Source organism: Butyricimonas muris (assembly GCF_046365375.1).
GTDB classification, from domain to species: Bacteria; Bacteroidota; Bacteroidia; order Bacteroidales; family Marinifilaceae; genus Butyricimonas; species Butyricimonas muris.
Genome location: NZ_JBKEIT010000019.1, coordinates 1 through 17992, shown reverse-complemented (window position 1 = coordinate 17992; position 17992 = coordinate 1). Strand labels below are relative to the sequence as shown.

Annotated in this window: 14 protein-coding genes and 1 tRNA gene; 12 read left to right on the top strand and 3 right to left on the bottom strand. The window is 44.7% G+C overall.

The window, feature by feature from the left end; genetic code table 11:
- Positions 1–41: 41 nt before the first annotated feature.
- The 4 genes from ACK8P8_RS21965 (at position 42) to tig (ending at position 4943) form a co-directional block, all read left to right on the top strand.
- Positions 42–2558, top strand: coding sequence for a DUF5686 and carboxypeptidase-like regulatory domain-containing protein (locus ACK8P8_RS21965; protein WP_366483014.1), 2517 nt, complete (start codon positions 42–44; stop codon positions 2556–2558).
- A gap of 69 nt (positions 2559–2627) precedes the next feature.
- Positions 2628–3359, top strand: a complete 732-nt coding sequence (lptB, locus tag ACK8P8_RS21960; protein ID WP_099293939.1) for an LPS export ABC transporter ATP-binding protein — start codon at positions 2628–2630, stop codon at positions 3357–3359.
- Positions 3360–3423: 64 nt separating this feature from the next.
- A tRNA-Leu gene (locus tag ACK8P8_RS21955) sits at positions 3424–3505 on the top strand.
- A gap of 82 nt (positions 3506–3587) precedes the next feature.
- Entirely contained in the window at positions 3588–4943 is a 1356-nt protein-coding gene (tig, locus tag ACK8P8_RS21950) for a trigger factor (RefSeq protein ID WP_186978479.1), read from the top strand.
- 267 nt (positions 4944–5210) lie between these two features.
- Here tig and ACK8P8_RS21945 read toward each other — a convergent pair whose 3' ends face one another.
- Positions 5211–6164, bottom strand: coding sequence for a DMT family transporter (locus ACK8P8_RS21945; RefSeq protein WP_227216692.1), 954 nt, complete (start codon positions 6162–6164; stop codon positions 5211–5213).
- A gap of 119 nt (positions 6165–6283) precedes the next feature.
- Positions 6284–6970 (bottom strand): tetratricopeptide repeat protein, encoded by a 687-nt coding sequence (locus ACK8P8_RS21940; RefSeq protein ID WP_186978477.1) that lies wholly within the window; start codon positions 6968–6970, stop codon positions 6284–6286.
- 217 nt (positions 6971–7187) lie between these two features.
- Here ACK8P8_RS21940 and recF point away from each other — a divergent pair, with 217 nt between their 5' ends.
- The 4 genes from recF (at position 7188) to ACK8P8_RS21920 (ending at position 11225) form a co-directional block, all read left to right on the top strand.
- Positions 7188–8294, top strand: coding sequence for a DNA replication/repair protein RecF (gene recF, locus ACK8P8_RS21935; RefSeq protein ID WP_369858943.1), 1107 nt, complete (start codon positions 7188–7190; stop codon positions 8292–8294).
- A gap of 63 nt (positions 8295–8357) precedes the next feature.
- Positions 8358–8648 (top strand): DciA family protein, encoded by a 291-nt coding sequence (locus ACK8P8_RS21930; RefSeq protein ID WP_369858942.1) that lies wholly within the window; start codon positions 8358–8360, stop codon positions 8646–8648.
- 25 nt (positions 8649–8673) lie between these two features.
- Complete coding sequence (locus tag ACK8P8_RS21925; protein ID WP_369858941.1) at positions 8674–10470, top strand: bifunctional lysophospholipid acyltransferase family protein/GNAT family N-acetyltransferase; 1797 nt, start codon at positions 8674–8676, stop codon at positions 10468–10470.
- 95 nt (positions 10471–10565) lie between these two features.
- On the top strand, positions 10566–11225 hold the full coding sequence (locus ACK8P8_RS21920) for a LysE family translocator (RefSeq protein ID WP_099293932.1): 660 nt from the start codon (positions 10566–10568) through the stop codon (positions 11223–11225).
- 162 nt (positions 11226–11387) lie between these two features.
- Here ACK8P8_RS21920 and hydE read toward each other — a convergent pair whose 3' ends face one another.
- Positions 11388–12449 (bottom strand): [FeFe] hydrogenase H-cluster radical SAM maturase HydE, encoded by a 1062-nt coding sequence (gene hydE, locus ACK8P8_RS21915; protein ID WP_369858939.1) that lies wholly within the window; start codon positions 12447–12449, stop codon positions 11388–11390.
- 200 nt (positions 12450–12649) lie between these two features.
- Between hydE and ACK8P8_RS21910 the strand changes: the two genes are divergently transcribed.
- From ACK8P8_RS21910 to ACK8P8_RS21895, 4 genes are all read left to right on the top strand, one after another.
- Positions 12650–15382, top strand: coding sequence for a WD40 repeat domain-containing protein (locus ACK8P8_RS21910; protein WP_410026322.1), 2733 nt, complete (start codon positions 12650–12652; stop codon positions 15380–15382).
- Between the two features lie 42 nt (positions 15383–15424).
- On the top strand, positions 15425–15958 hold the full coding sequence (locus tag ACK8P8_RS21905; protein WP_227216687.1) for an RNA polymerase sigma factor: 534 nt from the start codon (positions 15425–15427) through the stop codon (positions 15956–15958).
- A 65-nt stretch (positions 15959–16023) separates the two neighbouring features.
- Positions 16024–17190 carry a FecR family protein gene (locus tag ACK8P8_RS21900; RefSeq protein ID WP_227216686.1) on the top strand — a complete coding sequence of 389 codons (1167 nt, stop codon included), beginning with the start codon at positions 16024–16026 and terminating at the stop codon, positions 17188–17190.
- Between the two features lie 139 nt (positions 17191–17329).
- Positions 17330–17992: STN domain-containing protein (locus ACK8P8_RS21895; protein WP_410026321.1), on the top strand; the 663-nt coding region annotated here is incomplete at its 3' end.

Genomic DNA, 17992 nt, shown 5'->3' with positions numbered 1-17992 from the left:
TTAGATTGAACGGAAGTCAGTTTGAATTTAAAATTTAGAATTTGAAATTTAAAATGGATAATTTCATGGGACGTGTAAAGTTGTGTTTATTATTTTTCTTGATGATATGGGTTTCTGTGTTGAACGCCCAGACAACAAAGGTGAGGGGAACCGTGACAGACGCGGAAACGGGCGAGCCGTTACCTATGGTGACATTATTATTCGTGGGTACGACAATTGGCGTGACAACGGATTTTGACGGGAATTACTATCTCGAAACGCGGGAGAACGTGAGCGAACTTATGGCAGCGTATGTGTCATACGAGAAACAGACGAAGCCGGTTAATAAAGGTGCTTTTAACACGATTGATTTTAAACTGGTTCCGATTGTCACCGGTTTGGACGAAGTGAAGGTGACACCGGGAGAGAATCCCGCCCACGCGATATTACGCAACATTTCAAAGAACAAGAAAAGAAATAATCCGGCAGAAAAAGAGGCTTACAGCTATTCCACGTACACGAAAATGGAATTGGATGTGGCCAACTTGAAACCCCAGTTCAAGAATAAAAAGTTACAGAAGAATTTCGGGTTTATTTTCCAGTACATGGATACGTCCGCGATCACGGGAAAAGCTTATCTGCCCGTGATGATCTCGGAGGCTTCGGCGGATTATTATTATCGGCGGTCACCCCGTTTGTCCCGGGAGATCGTGAAAGCGAGCCGGATTTCCGGTATTCAGGAGGATTACAGTCTTGCGCAGTTCACGGGACATTTACACGTGAACGTGAACTTGTACGATAACTATATCAATATTTTTGAAGTGAATTTTGTCAGTCCCTTGTGTGATCACGGTTTGCTGTATTACAAGTATTTTCTGGTAGATAGCTTGCAAAAGGAAGGCAGAAAAATATACAAGATTCGTTTTCATCCCAAGGGAAAATCTACGCCCGTGTTTGACGGGGAGGTGAATATCGACTCCACGACTTGGGCGTTAGAGTCTGCCCAGATGCGCATGATAAAAGGTTTGAACGTGAACTGGATTAAGGATCTGGCGATAGAAACGACGAATGAATTGATCAATGATTCGACTTGGTTCTTGAAACAGGATAAGATATTGGCGGACTTCACCGTGCAAATGCGGGATTCTTCCAAGTTGATTTCGTTCATGGGACATCGGCAGATAGACTATTCCAACGTGACCGTGAATGAAGCGATTCCGTCCGAGATTTTGAAACTGGACAGCGAGGTCACTATAAATAAGAATGTTCTCCAGAATGACGAGAATTATTGGCAGAATGCACGACCTTACCAATTGTCGGAAAAAGAACGGAATATATATAATATGGTGGATTCGATTAAAAATGTTCCTCTCTACCAGAATATATATGACATGATCCAGACGGTATTCCTTGGGTATTATAACACGAAATACGTGGGTTTCGGACCCTACTATAAGCTATATAGTTTTAATAAACTGGAAGGAAACCGTTTCCAGCTGGGGGCAAAGACAACCAGTGATTTCAGTAAGCGTATCCGGCTCTCGGGGTACGGGGCGTACAGCACGAAAGACCAGAAATTCAAGGGAGGCGGAACCGTGGAATACATGTTTAATAACCAACCGACCTCGAAACTTACCGTGAGTGGCAAGCATGACGTGTTTCAACTTGGCGCGAGCGAGAACGCATTCACGACAGGTAATATATTGAGTTCGATTTTCTCCCGCGGGAATAACGAGAAGTTGACGATGATTAATGAATTTGATTTCCGTTACGAGAAAGAATGGTGGCAAGGATTTTCCAATAGTTTCGCTCTGGAATATCGTCAGATGTACCCGACGAAATACGTTGATTTTATTCGTCCGGACGGGAAGGAACTTAACCAGATACATACTACGCAATTCCGCTTGGGAACCCGTTTGTCGAAGAACGAGATCGTGGTGCGGCAGGATTTTGACAAAGTGTCCATGGGGTCGGATTTCCCGATCGTGGGTATTGACCTCGTGGCAGGTTTGAAGGGGGTGCTGAACAGTGATTACGAGTATTACCGGGCGGAAATATCCGTGCAACATGACATGCATATTGCTCCTATCGGGTATAGTGACTTTATGATTACGGGTGGAAAGATTTTCGGGAAAGTGCCTTATCCTTTGTTGAAATTGCACGAGGGAAACGCTACCTATTTCTATGACCCGTACGCGTTCTCGTGTATGAATTTTTACGAGTTCGCGTCCGACCTGTGGGCGGCGGTATTCTGGGAACATCATTTCAGGGGATTCTTCTTGAGCAAGATCCCGTTGATGAAACGGTTGAAATGGCGTGAGGTCGTTACGGTGAAAGCGTTGTGGGGGCGGTTGTCCGATAAAAACAACGGTAGTTTATCCGATACCCGGGCTATACTATTGTTCCCGGAAGGTATGTCGTCCGTGTCCAAGCCTTATATCGAGGCGGGTGTCGGGGTGGAAAATATCTTGCGTCTGATCCGGGTGGATGCCATCTGGCGATTGACACACCGAGGCGATCGTTCGGGACAAAAAGTGGATAATTTCGCCATAAATTTCTCGATACATCTAAATTTCTAGTAATTTTCAATTTTCATTTTTCAATTTTCAATTGTAAAAGACTATCTTAGCGCGGTAAAACTGAACGATATGAAATTAAGAGCCGAGGACCTTGTAAAAAGATACAAAAGCCGAACCGTTGTAAAAGGGGTTTCCGTGGACGTGCAGCAAGGAGAGATCGTTGGTCTGTTAGGACCTAACGGGGCAGGGAAGACCACCTCGTTTTACATGATCGTGGGATTGATCAAGCCGAATGGCGGGCGTATTTTTTTGGATGACCGGGAAATCACGAAAGAGCCGGTGTACCGTCGGGCACAATTGGGAGTGGGGTATCTGGCGCAGGAGGCTTCCGTCTTCCGTCAATTAAGCGTGGAAGATAACATCAAAGCGGTGCTCGAAATGAGTACTTTCCCGAAAGATTACCAGCGTGAACGTCTGGAAGAAATGCTCGACGAGTTCGGTCTGCAACATATCCGGAAGAGTAAAGGGATACAATTGTCGGGAGGTGAACGTCGGCGCACGGAGATTGCCCGGGCATTGTCGATTGCCCCGAAATTTATCTTGTTGGACGAACCTTTTGCCGGGGTAGACCCTATCGCGGTGGAGGATATCCAGAGTATCGTGCAGAAATTAAAAGAGAAAAATATCGGGATTCTGATCACTGACCACAACGTGCAGGAAACATTATGTATTACCGATCGGGCTTACCTTTTGTATGACGGTCGTATCCTGCAATCCGGAACGGCAGAGGATTTGGCGAATGACCCGGAAGTTAGACGGGTTTATCTCGGTAAAAACTTCGAGTTGAGAAGAAAGAAATAAAAAAAGGGGCAAATCATTTTGCTTTTCATGAAAAAGCAATATATTTGCACCGTCAAAATAGCAAGCGGGCGTGGCGAAACTGGTAGACGCACTAGACTTAGGATCTAGTGCCGCAAGGCGTGGGGGTTCGAGTCCCTTCGCCCGCACTTGAAGAGAGGACCGCCTTAAACAAGGTGGCCTTTTTTGTTTTGTTTGTTTTATCATAAATAGTTTTATACATAGAGAAGTATGAATGTAACGAAAAACCAAATCGATGATCTTAATGCAACAATTAAGATTCAATTGGATAAGGATGATTACGCAACTCGCGTGAGCGACGCGTTGAAAGAATACCAGAAAAAAGCGGTGATCGACGGTTTTCGCAAGGGAAAAACTCCTTTCGGGATTATCAAAAAAATGTATGGTAAAGCCGTTTTGATTGAGGAAATCAACAAGTTGATAGGAGAGAGTCTGTCTAATTTTATCCAAGAGAACGATTTGCACATCTTGGGAGAGCCGCTTCCGAGCGAAACGGATCAGAAAGAATTGAATCTGGATGCTGAAAGTTTCGAGTTCGTATACGATATAGCTATGGCTCCCGTGATGAACGTGAAGTTGAGCAAACGGGAGAAAGTTCCTTATTACATCATCAAGGTGGACGAGGAAATGATAGACAAACAAGTTGAAAGTATCTGCAAGAACAACGGCGAATTGAGTCCCGTGGACGTGATCGAGGGATCGGAATACGTGAAGGGTGAATTGATCGAGTTGGGCGAAGACGGAAAACCGAAAGAAGGCGGAATCCGTGTGGAAGATGCTTCATTGTCTTTGGCTCACATGAAAGATGAAGAGCAAGTAAAATTTTTCGAGGGTAAGAAAGCAGGAAATGAAGTGGTATTCAATCCTTCCAAGGCTTATCCCAACAAAACGGATTACGCTGCTTTGTTACAAGTGAATAAAGAAGAGGCCGAACATATTACTTCTGATTTCTGCTTTATCATTAGCGAGGTTAAACGTTATATCGATGCGGAAGTAAATCAGGCTTTATTTGATAAAGTATACGGTGAAGGCAACGTGAAGAGCGTTGAGGAATTCCGTGCACGCGTGAAAGAAGATTTGGCTAAACAATTCAAAGCTCATAGCGAATATCGTTTGACGGTGGACGCTCGCGACAAGATGTTGAAGAAGAACGAGGACGTTGTTCTTCCTGAAGCATTCTTGAAACGTTGGATGTTAGCTACCAATGAAAATATGACTCCCGAAGCGGTCGAGCAGGATTTCAACGCTTACCGTGACGAGTTCAAATGGCAGTTGATCAAAGGCGACATGATCAAGGATAACAACCTTCGGGTAGAAGACGAGGATATGAAAGCTGTCGGTCGTGAAGTTGCTGCCGCTCAATTGCAACAATACGGGTTGTACGGTTTGTCTGACGAGCAATTGGACGGTTTTGCCGCTCGTTTGTTGGAGAACGAAAAACAACGTTCCAGCTTGTATGACCGTGCCTTGGAAAACAAGATTTTCGACACGATTAAAGAGAGCGTGAAATTGGAAGAACAAGAAATCTCTATGGATGATTTCGGTAAATTGTTCGAGAAGAAATAGATTTAATCTTTTCCGATATAAAACCCCGTCTGAGAAGGCGGGGTTTGTTTTTACCGGGCGATAAATGGAAAATATCGGTCACGTGAAAATCCACAAATCAAGCCAGAACATCCCACCACACGAAGTCCTTTTTCTACCGAAATCGACTCCTTCTCTCGATATTCAATCGTTGTTGAACCGTTGTTAGCACGTTTCGAAATGTCTGAACCCCGAATAAACAACAAACGAATGACAATATCAGCACCCGGGTGCTTCGTGTTCGTGTCGCTACTTGTACGAATTGCGTGAAGGAATATTCCTCTTGAGCGGAAGTTTGGGGAACAGTTTCCTGAAACGAACCAGATAAGTGGTTACGTTACTTCCGGCAATGATTAATGTTACAGCCAAAATGATCATCAATATACCGCAACTTAATCTCAGTGTCAGAGATTCCCCGAAAACGGTGACGCCGAAGAAGACTGCCGTCAGAGGTTCCAGTGCCCCAAGGATGGCGGTCGGGGTGGAACCGATGTATTGGATTGCCTGCGTGGTACAGAGGAACGATATAGCGGTGGGAAAAATGGCTAACGCGACCAAATTACCCCACAGGTACCATGTGTCGACAACATGAAGGCTTTGCCCGAAATCTACGCGGACGAAGAATAGCGAAAGCCCGAAAAGCAATACATAGAAAGTCAGTTTAAGGGTTGCTATGTCCTTTAGTTTCGGTCGGTTCACGCTTACGATATAAATAGCATAGGAGAGAGCCGATACCATAACCAACATGATGCCCGTCAGGTTGAGGGGGGTACCGTCGCCCCCTTTGTAAAGCAAGCCGATACCGCCTAATGCCAGCATGATACATAGGATTGTCTGTATGGTTAATTTCTCTTTGAAGAGAATAGCCATGATCAGCGCGACCATGATCGGGTAGACAAACAATAATGTCGATGCGATACCCGCTTCCATGTAGTTATAACTTTGAAACAGGGTAAGCGAGGATAGAGCCACCAGCAGTCCCATGATAATCAACGGTAATATCTCTTGCTTTTTCAGTTTGAAACTTCGTCCTCTCGCTTTGAGCATGATACCTAGCACGGGAATCGCGAACAGGTATCTGAAAAAGAGTACCGAATCCGGGTTCATGCCCGCCTCGTACAAAGGTAGTGCGAACAAGGGATTCATACCATAAGTCGCCGCGGCAACTGCGCCTAAAACATATCCTTTAGCCTTTACATTCATAACATCGGAATTAGGCGACAAAATTACTATTTTCTATTCGTGTTGATATCCTTTTTTTGAAATAAAAAAGGCATGCATCGAATGCACGCCTTCTAAATAAGCATTATTGAATGTGAGAGTTATTTCATGTTTAATTGAGCGCGGGTGATGTACTTCTCGATCTCTCTGGCTTCCATGGATGCCGGGTATTCTTTCTCCAGTTTCTCGTACATCGCTAATGCGTTCTTGTAGTCTTTTGCTTTTTCGTATGCCAGTCCGGCTTTCATCAAGATAGAAGGGGTGGTCAACAGATTCGTGTTGTCACTACTTGCTTTCTGGTAGTATCCGGCAGCTTTCTTGTATTCGCCCAATTGCATGTAGGCATCCCCGATATTGGCCTTTGCCAAAGTGGAGAATATCATGTCATCGGTCGAAAATTTCTCGAGGTATTTAATGGCATTCTGGTTGTCACCCAAGTATAGATAGCATAGACCTGCATAATATTTAGCGAGGTTCCCGCTGGGAGTGGAACCGTAGTCCTCGATAATCTGCAAGAAACCGGGATTGTTGATGTTTCCGTTAAGGGCCAAATTGAAAGAATCTTTTTCAAATAAAGTTTCTGCCACGAACATTTGCTGAAGAGCCTCTTTTTCGAGGGGTTCCTTGTAGAATTTGTGGTAGCCGAAAATAGCGGCAATAACGATAATAACAACAAGAAGACCTCTGACCAATAATTTTGAGTTTCTCTCGATAAATTGTTCTGTTGAGATCGTGGCTTCCTCAATCTGCTCGAAGCCGTCTGCACGTTTCTGGTTATTTTTTGACATTGTTATATGTTTTTATTATTTACTTTTTTATTCCTACGACGCATCCATCGTCAACGTGCAAAATTAGTTTTTTTTTTGATAACAGAAGGGGGACAGCGAAATTTTATGCAAAAAATTATACATTCGTCGGAATCTAAGCTTCTTTTACTTACTTTTGGTGATCGGTCGCGGGTAGACGTTTTATCTTGCGATTTATAACCAGTAACCATTTATTGGCATGATTTTAAAGGATTTGAATATTGTCAACTACAAGAATATCGCCGAGGCAAGTATCGCTTGTTGCCCGAGATTTAATTGTTTTATCGGGAATAACGGGGTGGGGAAAACGAATATTCTGGACGCCGTGTATCATCTCTCCATGTGCAAGAGTTATTTCAATTTGCCCGACGCGCAAAGTATCCGGCATGGGGAGGCTTTTTTCGTGTTGGAAGGGATGTACGAGCGGGACGGGGAAGACATTGACGTGTATTGCGGGGTGAAGAAAGGGGTGAAGAAGGTATTCAAGAAAAATAAAAAGTCGTACGAACGGCTTTCGGATCATATCGGTTTATTGCCTCTGGTCATGATTTCCCCGGCAGACGTGATTCTGATAGACGGGGCCAGTGAAGAACGGCGTCGTTTTATCGACGGGGTGATCAGCCAGTGTGACAAAGAGTATCTACAAGTACTGATTCGGTATAATCGGGTGCTGGCGCAACGGAACAGTTTCTTGAAAGAATATGCCGGAATGCCGATAGATGCTGATATGTTATCCGTGTGGGATGAACAGTTGGCTGACAACGGTCGGGTGATTCTGGAACGGCGCCTCGCGTTTATCACGGAATTGGCGGAGGTCTTTCAAGTGTATTATGATCGGGTGGCGTTGGGAAGAGAAAAGGTAACCTTGGAGTACTCCACCACGATAAAAGAAAATGATTACCTGCAATCGTTGCGCGGTAGTTTCGATCGGGATAGAGTGTTGACTTACACGACGGTGGGGATTCACCGGGACGATATCACGCTGAGTATAGAAGGGTATCCCGTGAAGCGGTTGGGTTCGCAGGGGCAGAAAAAGAGTTTTCTCACGGCTTTGAAATTTGCCCAGTTCGCTTATCTGGCTCAACAGAAAGGGGTAAAGCCTTTGCTGTTGCTCGATGATATTTTTGACAAACTGGATGCTGACCGGGTGAGCCAGATTATTCGCATCGTGTCGGAAGAGAATTTCGGGCAGGTTTTTATCACCGACACGAACCGGGGGCATATTGATGAAATATTGCGATTGCACGCTATTGATTATAAAATCTTTAAAGTCGATCAAGGGGTTATCAATGATTTTAAATTTTAGATTTATGATTTCAAATTGATTAGAAAGTAGTATTTTTGTAGAATAACCAATAAAATAAAGATCGTGAAGCAGGGAAAGACTTTGACAATGGATGAGCTGGTAGAAATGTACTTGGAAGAGATGGGATTATCCCGTCAGTTCAAGGAGAGAGAGGTTTGTCAGGTTTGGCCGGACGTCGTGGGGGGAATGATTGCTTCCCGGACGAAAAGTATACGGATTACAGACGGGAAGATTTTCGTGAGTTTCACTTCTTCCGTGGTGAAAAATGAAATACTGATGGTGAAGGAAGGGCTGATAAAAGCCTTGAATGACAGAATCGGTAGTGATGTAGTGAAAGATATTATAGTGTTCTGAAAGGGACATTTAATGCAAAAGATAAATGAGATTAATTGACGCGAATGATTTATTGACAGCCCCGTGGGGTTTAGAGCGTTTCAGGGGAAGTTTGGTTTCCAAGTTGGTCATGTACCTGTTGCGGCTGAACAAGTTGGATAAGTTGAGCACGAAGGTGAACAGTGACGATCCCGAGCAGGTGATCGATAGTTTGATGGAGGCTCTGGGGGTAACTGTCGAGATAAACGAGGAAGACCTTGAAAAAATACCGAAGGAAGGGGCGTTTATCACGGTGTCCAATCATCCGTTCGGGGGATTGGACGGTATTATTTTGATTAAGTTATTGTGCAAGATTCGTCCGGACTATAAAGTAATGGCGAATTTCCTGCTGAAGAAGATTACCCCGATACAGGATTACGTGCTGGGACTGGAACCGGCTTCCCGTCGGAAAAACCCGAATACTCGGGTGATCAAGGAGGCCGTGCGTCACGTCATAGATGGTAAACCGTTGGGTATATTCCCGGCGGGGGAGGCTTCTACTTATCAAGTGGATTCGAATCATGTCGAGGATAAGGAGTGGGATACTTCCGTGTTGAAATTGGTCAAGATGGCGAGAGTCCCGGTCATTCCCATTTATTTCAAGGGCTCGAACAGTTTGTTATTTTACCTGTTGGGACTGATTCACCCGATGTTGAGGAATATGAAGTTGCCTTCAGAATTATTGAATAAGAAGAATCGGGTGGTGAAATTGCGAATCGGGAACCCTATCGGTTTGGATTCGCAGGATTCATTCCATGATTTATCCCAGTACGGGAAATTTTTACGTGCCAAGACCTATTTACTTGGCTCGGCACTAGAGGTAAAGAAGTTTTTCATTAAATCACAAAAAGCTATGCCTAAAGCGGAACCTATCGCGGCGGAAACGGATAGTGCGGTGTTGAAGAAGGAGATCGCGGGCATCGCCGACGATTACTTGTTATTTAACATGAAGAACTACGATGTTTATTGCTCCCCGTCCGTGAAAATCCCGAACGTGTTGAACGAGATCGGGCGTTTGCGGGAACTCACGTTCCGTGCTGTCGGCGAGGGTACAAATCGTAGTATTGATTTGGACGAGTTTGACTTGTATTATTATCATCTTTTTATCTGGGACAAGGAAGAGGAGAAGATAGTGGGTGCTTACCGCGTGGGAAAAGGGAAAGAAATTATCGACCGCTACGGGATAAAAGGATTTTATATTCATACCTTGTTCAAGATGCGGAAGGAGATGCTGCCGGTATTGTACGAGTCCATAGAATTAGGGCGTTCTTTTATCACGGAGGAATATCAACGGAAGCCTCTTCCCTTGTTTATGCTGTGGAAGGGTATTCTTTATTTCTTGTTGAAGAATCCGGAGTACCGTTATTTGATAGGTCCCGTCACGATTAGCGGGAAATACACGGAAGCCTCGAAGGAGTTGATAATGAAATTTATTCAAGCGAACCATTATAGCCACGAGTTAGCGAAATACGTGGTACCGCGTTCAAAATATCAAGTACATTCGGAGGAACCCGGGGTACAGGTCATGTTGGATGCGGCACGGCAGGATATTGGCGTGTTGGACAAGATGATCGGTGATATAGAGCCGTCGAGTGATAAATTACCGGTATTATTGAAAAAATATATTTCTCTGAATGCTAGAATTATCGGTTTTAATATTGATCCGAAATTTAATATGTGTTTGGACGGTTTACTTATTTTAGATATTTTTGACGTGCCGATGAAGACGATCGAGTCGCTGTCGAAGGAGATTAACGACGATACGATATTGAGCAGGTTCTCGTCGGATAACGTGGAATTATAAAATTGATAGATTCTGTGATTGCCGATTTGATGATTCAGTGATTGAAAATCACTAAATCTAAAATCTAAAATCCTTAAATCTAAAATTAGAATGGGATGTACGATATATTGTATCTATTCAAGGGAATGCTGGTGGGACTGATGGTATCTATTCCTTTAGGACCCATGGGGGTGTTGATTATCCAGAAGACGCTGCATAAAGGTGCGTTATCGGGTTTTATCGCCGGGATGGGTGCGGCTTCGGCTGACCTTTTCTACGCTGCCGTGGCGGCATTCGGGTTGGGATTCGTGATTAATATCGTACAGGCTCATGAGTTGTTACTACAAATTATTGGAGGGATATTCCTGATCGTGATAGGATTGAAGATTTATTTCGACAACCCGATACGGCAGATTCGCCAGCGTCGTCAGGGACGGGTGAGCAAAACCGGACTTTTGGGTGATTATCTCTCGCTTTTCTTTCTGACGGTTTCCAATCCCATTACGGTGGTGGTGTTCATGGCGGTTTTTGCCGGGATGTCGGTGTTCGGGGAATCGTCTTCTTTGCTGGGTGAGGTGTTGGTGGTTGCCGGCGTGTTATTGGGCGGTGGCGTATGGTGGTACACGCTTTCCACGCTGGTGAATATTTTCCGGAAGAAATTCCGTTTGCGCGTACTTATCACTATCAACCGGGTATCCGGGATGATAATTACTATATTGGGGGCTTTGGTTATTCTTTCTGCTTTTGCCCCGTTCAAGAATTTAGTGATTCAGTGATTGCTGATTTATCCTTGCTTGACTGTTAGTTAATGGGTGGGTAACCTTTGCTTAACCTCATGGACGTATCATAGACGTATCATGAACGTAGCATCAACGTAAATTTGCGTTGATGCTACGTTCATGATTGGATAGTGTTTGGTGTTTATGGTTAGGGAAGGGTTAAGCGAGGGGGGGGGACGTGGAGTGTTTCGATTGAAAATGTCGCGAGTCGCCCCATGCGCCATAGGCTACTTCGCAGCCGCTTTTAAGGATGCTTTCTTCCAGTTTGCGCATGGATTCTGCCGCTCCTTCATGGATGCCCGGTTTGTTCTCGTAGAGTTTATAAAGGGTTCGGTTTGTCGTGGGAGTAATATTGGGCATGACAACGTTAGCTCCTATTTCCAGCGCTTTTTCCCGACCGTCCGCTTGTATGGCTTGCAAGGCGGTGGTTGCCGCGATATTGATGTCCGGCATGAGTAGGCGGAGGGCAGCTACCATGTGGATAGACAGGCGTAGGCGTTCTTCCAAGGGGAGTAACAAGTGGCGGTGTTGATATAACGGGGTGGCGTGGTGTTCCAGATAGGGACCCATGCCCACCATGTCGATATCCATGGATTGTAGAAACAATAAATCATTTGCCAGATCGGTGATGGTCTGAAAGGGAAGACCAATCATGACTCCGGTTCCCGTTTGATAACCTGTTCGTTGTAACCTTTCCAAGCATTTTAAACGGGTGGCGTGGGAATGTAGCGCGTTGTTCGGGTGGATTTTCGCGTAAAGTTCCGGGTTGGAAGTTTCGATACGTAGCAGGTAACGGTGTGCGCCCGCGTCAAACCAACGCTTGTACGTGTCTTCCGTTTGTTCCCCGAGGGAGAGCGTGATTCCCAGTTCGTTATTACTGTTTTTTTTGATTTCTTTTAATAAACGGGTGATGCGCTCCGTGAATTCCCGGTCGGAACGCTCCCCACCTTGAAGCACGATAGAACCGAACCGGTGCGTGTACGCGAAATCTGCCGCCTCGAGGATTTCCTCGTCCGATAAAGCATAACGTGCCGTTTCCGTGTTTGATTTCCGGATACCGCAATAGAAACAGTCCTTGGTGCAGATGTTGGATATCTCGATTAACCCCCTCAAGTACACCTTGTTCCCGATGGTTTGATTTTTTATTTCTTTTGCTTCTGCGTAGAGCCGTTCTTCATCTTCTCCCCGGCAAATCAACATCTTTTCCAGTTTTTCTATCATGTGTGAGTTTATAAAGTTTATAAGGTTCGTAAAGTTTATAAGGTATTTTACAAACTTTATGACTGGAAAGGCTTAGCCTTTTCTAAGAACAAATTTAGTAAAATCAACTCTTTTTCCTACTTTTGTAAAAAGGAAAATTAAGGCGATAAGGAACTTTATAGACTTTATGCACCTTATAAATTTTATAAACTGCTTTGACTATGGTGAAAAGAATTGCGTTAATCATATTGGGTGTTGTTCTCTTGGGGGGAATCTTGGTTGCGTTATGGTGGGTGAACGAGCGGGAGCGGGATGCTGATGTCCCGAAAGAGTCGTTTATCCCTTATAATTCTGCCGTGGTGGTTAATGTAAATTCCAACGCGAAGCTGTCACCTAAAATCGAGAAAGCTTTCGAGAAAGAGATAGCGGCATACAAGTCCGGTTTGGCGCACCGGGTGGTGGATACTTTGTTGAAGCAACGTTTGGTTGATTCTGCTTCACACGTGCTGGCGTTTCGGGTAGAGGGGAAACAGGCTGTTCGTGGTCTGTACGTGTTGAGCAGGAGCGGGATGTTTGCTCGCGGAGAGGTAAATAATTTGTTGTCGAAGATGTTTTCGACGGGGGAAATACAGGAACGGAAATACGATAACCGGTATTTGTACTCCGTGAGGCGGGGAAAAGAGAGCGTGTGCTATGCCGTGATTGGCGGTATGGTGCTCGTGTCGGATTCCGAGTTGTACGTGGAGGACGCTGTCAAACAATTGAATGACAAGAGCGAGGGTAAGAAAGATGATGCGCCCCGTTACGCGAACGTGAACCGTTATTTTTCAGCGGGGGCGGGATTGAACGTGTTTTTGAATACGACCTGTTTCACGGATGTATTGCCGCTGTTGTTGCAGAAAGATTTTATATCCAAGCAGACCGATATATCCAAATGGTTTCAATGGGGAGCTTTGGACGGGGATGTCAGTGCTGATGGAATCAGTTTTAACGGGTTCATGCATTGCGACGGTTTGCGAGCCTCTTATCCGGCCGTGTTGAAAGGTCAGACACCTAAAACATTGCGTTTGGACGGGGTGTTGCCTGTCGATGCGAAAAGCGTGAGTTTCTTGACGTTGAGTGACGTGAAACTGTATTTGGATGCTTTGGATACCTATCGTTACGGGGCGGGTAAAGCGGAGAGGGTGCGGAAGCGGAAGCAGGAATTTGCCCGTCTGTTCGGGGAGAAGAGCGAGGCAGAATGGCAAAATCTGTTGAAAGGAGAATGGGGAAAAGGGGTGCTTGCCTATGATGCGTCCCGGAAAAAAGATGACGGGATAATTGTCGTGCACGTGAAAGCGGGAAGCCTCGCGAAAGAGTTGCTCGACAGGATGCTGAAATCGTATGCGGCAAAAACGGGAGTTGGTGATGGTTCTTTAAAATGCACTTTTCAACTGGATAAAGATAAAACGGTCGGTTATTTCAAAATGCCCGTGCCGGATTTTGCCGGGGTGCTGTGGGGCTATATGTTTGACGATATCGCGACGAATTACGTGCTGGTGGAAGATAATTATGTCGTTTTTGCTTCTTCCGAGCGGGCGATACAATCTTTTGCCAAAGATTATATGCGTCGGTTGAGCGTGCGGGATCAGGAATGGTACAAGAAATCGCGAGGCAAGTTGTCGGCGAGGTTCAATTGGATGTATTTGTCGGAGATGACTTCCATGTTGCCTTACTACGAGAATATCACGAAAGGGGTATTGCATAATCTGTTGGAACGGAATAAAGAGAATATGGAGGTATTTTCCTCTTTAGCGTTACAGTGGGTATGCGAGGGCAGTATGTTCTATCACACTTTATTCTTGAGCACGGAAGAGGTGGAGCAAAAGCAGGCTCAAGTGATGTGGCAGACCAAACTGGATGGCAAGCTCACGATGAAGCCCGCTATCGTGACAAATCATAACACGAGAGAACGGGAACTTTTCGTGCAGGACGAGAGCAATACGATTTATTTGATCAATGACGTGGGGCGTATTCTTTGGAAGTTGCCGATAGAGGGGAAGATTAACAGTGAAATTTATCAAGTGGATATGTTCAAGAACGGGAAATTGCAATATCTTTTCTCCACGCCGACTCATCTTTACTTGATAGACCGGAACGGGAATTATTTGCCCCGTTATCCGTTGGTGTTCAAATCTCCTTGCGAGCGGGGTATTTCGATAGCCGATTACGAGAACAACAAGAATTACCGGATTTTTGCCCCGGGAGCGGATCATAATATTTATCTCTACGAGTTGTCGGGTAATTTCGTGAAGGGATGGGATACGCCGAAAAGTGATAATGATATTGTATCGAAGATTTATCATTTTCGGGTAGAGGGAAAAGACTATATCGTGTTTGCCGATCGTTATCGTTTGTATATCCTTGACCGACGCGGAAAAGAGCGGGTGAAGATATCCACCTTGTTGAATTTACCGATGAACACGATGCTCTACTTGACCAAGCAGGGAGGAAATTCCCGGATTGCTTTCCCGGACGCTAACGGAGAGATTTTGTTGGTCGATCTCCGGGGAAACCTGCAACGGGTGAAGGGTGAAAAGATTACCGGCGGTGGCTGGCTGAACGTGGAAGACGTGAATAGTGACGGACGGGACGAGTTCGTGTACACGTCGGGAAATACTTTGCGAGTATATGACGGTCAAGGGAAGTTGCTGACAGAACGCCAATGGGATAATGCCGCGTTGGGCTACCCGTACACCTATCGTTTCTCCGCCAGAGATGCCCGAATCGGTCTATTGGACGAGCGAGGGGAACGTTTATTTCTGCTCGATATGAAAGATATGTCAAAAGGATTTCCTATTCGCGGAAATTCACCTTTTTCGATCGCTTTCTTCGATCAGGGAAATGCTTCCGGGTTCTACTTGTTTGCCGGGAGTGACGGAAATCATATTATAAAGTATAGGGTGCAACGATAAAAGTTATATATTTGTCCGAGTTTTACGAAAGTCGGTGATGTTATGAGTAGTGGTAATAATTTTGATACTTTTTTCAAATCTTTTTTCAATCCGGTTTGTTTGTTTATCGAACGGGTAATGGGAGAGGAAGAAGGAGTTACCGACTTGGCTCAAGACGTTTTTTTGAAGGTGTTCGAACGATGGAAAGAATTTGACTCGGAGGAGAATGCGAAAGCTTTTTTATTTGTTTCTGCCCGTAATATTTGTTTCGATCGGTTGAGGCGAAAACAAGCGGAGAGTAATTATGTTTCCCGTTATTTGCAAGAAAATGAATTTAAGACTTCTACCTTTTTGCAAGAGGTGATGCGTCAGGAAACTTTTCGTATTCTTTATTCAGCTATCGATAGTTTGCCGGAACAAACCCGGCAGGTGATTTTATTGGGGATGGACGGGAATTCCAATCAAGAGGTGGGGGAATTGCTCGGGGTGTCGATTAACACGGTTAAGACGTTGAAAAAAAATGGATATGCTGCACTTCGGGAAATATTATCTAAAGAATATTTAGTCTTGTTATTGATTTTGTTGGAAGAATTTTAAAAAAATTACTTCTTCATTCACCCGTTTTTTTGGAGGTTACGTCTTTACTTGTAAAATAATGACGCATGAAGAAAGATTTAATAGATACGTTTAAAATTTCTCGTTTGGTTGCTGCGGATATAGCCGGATGTCTTGACGATACGGGACGTCGTGAATTGGATGCGTGGCTTCGAGAGTCTGATGAAAATCAGGCCGTTTATCGGGAGATAAGGGGGGATTTCGAGAAAGGAAAAAGGCAATGGCCTTATTCCGAGAGACAGGTGGAGCAACAGTTGGCGATGTTTCATCGATACAGGCGGAAGAAGATTTCTCGTGGAATTGGTGTTTGGTGGCGATATGCGGCGGTGTTGGTATTGCTACTTGGCATAGCCGGAGTGATTCGTTGGCAAGTGGGTAGTAGAGAGAGTGAAAAAGAGCTTGTTCCCATTCAAATGGCTCAAGGAAATGCCGTGTTGGTTTTATCAACGGGTGAGAGAATCGCGTTGGATGATACGTTGCGCTCGGTGAGAGGAGAGGCATCCGTGGATATTCGGGTTGCTGATCAAAAGGTTTCTTACCGGAAAGAGAATGAGTCTGCGCTTGAGCAAGTGTATAATACACTCGTAGTTCCTCGTGCCGGAGAGTTTAAAGTGGAGTTGGCTGATGGGACAAATGTGTGGTTGAATGCGCAAAGCGAGTTGCGCTATCCAGTGCAATTTTGTGGTAAACAGCGGGTTGTTTATCTGAAAGGAGAGGGGTATTTCGAGGTGGCTTCCGATCGGGAGAAGACTTTTATAGTGAAGACTTTTTCGGATGTTGATATAAAAGTGTTGGGGACAAAATTCAATGTATCGTCTTACGAGAATGATGCCTACGTGACGACCACGTTGGCGGAGGGGAGCGTGGAAGTGGTTATGTCGGGTGAAAGCGTGCGGATTTCTCCCGACGAGCAATTGGTGTTCAATAAAAATAATAATTCGTTCCGCCTTCGTGAAGTGGATGCATCTATTTATTCTGCGTGGAAGGATGGTCTTTTTATATTTGAAGATCAACGGTTAGAACAGATTATGGAGCGATTGAAACGTTGGTACGAGATGGATGTATTTTATTCCGGTGAAGAGGTGAAGAACTATCAATTCTCGGGTGATTTGAAAAAATATGACAGCTTCGAGAAGATTGTAAAGATGCTTGAAGAAGTGGCGGGTGTGAAAATAGATATTAAAGGTAAATGTGTAACAATCGGGGCTAAATAGAAAAACGGAAAGGCTCCTACCCCTTTCCGTTTCATGAACATTTAGTCCATAATTATAAATTCAGTATTACAAAACTATGAAAAAAAAGCGAATGTATGCATACCTTCGGGGAAGGTGCGTGTTAAAAATTTGTAAGATTATGAGATTTGGAATTTATTTGTTGTTGTTGACCACGTTTGTCGCGAATGCCAATGGTTTTTCCCAGAATACTAGGGTTACTTTGGATTTGAAACAGCGTTCGATGCTGGAAATTATTCAAGAGTTGCGCAAGACGTTTGATTATCGTTTTCTGTACAGGGGTGAGGATTTGGAAAAGTGTGGAAAACGGGATTTGAAAGTGAAAGATGCCGGGGTAGATGAGGTAATGAATCAGTTGTTGTATGGTACGGGTTTGACTTGGCGGTTAGAAGATGGTGTAGTATTAATAAAAGCATCGCAAGCAAAGGCTGTGGAACCGGAAAAGAAATCTATTCGTTTGAAAGGATTCGTGTACGACACGAAAAAGCAACCGATTCCGGGAGTGACGGTGAAGGTATCCGGAGTGGCCTTGGGAACGTCCACGAATGCAGACGGGTGGTTTGCCTTGGATTTACCCATGCTGAAAGGGACGTTGGAATTTTCTTTTATCGGTTTTAAAAGGGAAACGTTGGACTTTTTCGAGAGAACGGCAAAGGATACACTTCGTGTTACTATGAAAGAGGAGAGTCAGGAACTGGATGAGACTGTGGTCGTGGCGTTCGGTACGCAGAAAAAAGAGAGCGTGGTATCGGCTATCACGACGGTACGTCCGATGGATTTGAAA

What these genes read in the sequence shown, in the direction of transcription:
- hydE (WP_369858939.1), bottom strand. Translation starts at nt 12,449, where the DNA reads ATGATAGAAAAACTGGAAAAGATGTTGATTTGCCGGGGAGAAGATGAA.
- ACK8P8_RS21910 (WP_410026322.1), top strand. Translation starts at nt 12,650, where the DNA reads ATGGTGAAAAGAATTGCGTTAATCATATTGGGTGTTGTTCTCTTGGGG.
- tig (WP_186978479.1), top strand. Translation starts at nt 3,588, where the DNA reads ATGAATGTAACGAAAAACCAAATCGATGATCTTAATGCAACAATTAAG.
- ACK8P8_RS21945 (WP_227216692.1), bottom strand. Translation starts at nt 6,164, where the DNA reads ATGAATGTAAAGGCTAAAGGATATGTTTTAGGCGCAGTTGCCGCGGCG.
- ACK8P8_RS21940 (WP_186978477.1), bottom strand. Translation starts at nt 6,970, where the DNA reads ATGTCAAAAAATAACCAGAAACGTGCAGACGGCTTCGAGCAGATTGAG.
- ACK8P8_RS21905 (WP_227216687.1), top strand. Translation starts at nt 15,425, where the DNA reads ATGAGTAGTGGTAATAATTTTGATACTTTTTTCAAATCTTTTTTCAAT.
- ACK8P8_RS21900 (WP_227216686.1), top strand. Translation starts at nt 16,024, where the DNA reads ATGAAGAAAGATTTAATAGATACGTTTAAAATTTCTCGTTTGGTTGCT.
- lptB (WP_099293939.1), top strand. Translation starts at nt 2,628, where the DNA reads ATGAAATTAAGAGCCGAGGACCTTGTAAAAAGATACAAAAGCCGAACC.
- ACK8P8_RS21925 (WP_369858941.1), top strand. Translation starts at nt 8,674, where the DNA reads ATGAGATTAATTGACGCGAATGATTTATTGACAGCCCCGTGGGGTTTA.
- recF (WP_369858943.1), top strand. Translation starts at nt 7,188, where the DNA reads ATGATTTTAAAGGATTTGAATATTGTCAACTACAAGAATATCGCCGAG.
- ACK8P8_RS21920 (WP_099293932.1), top strand. Translation starts at nt 10,566, where the DNA reads ATGTACGATATATTGTATCTATTCAAGGGAATGCTGGTGGGACTGATG.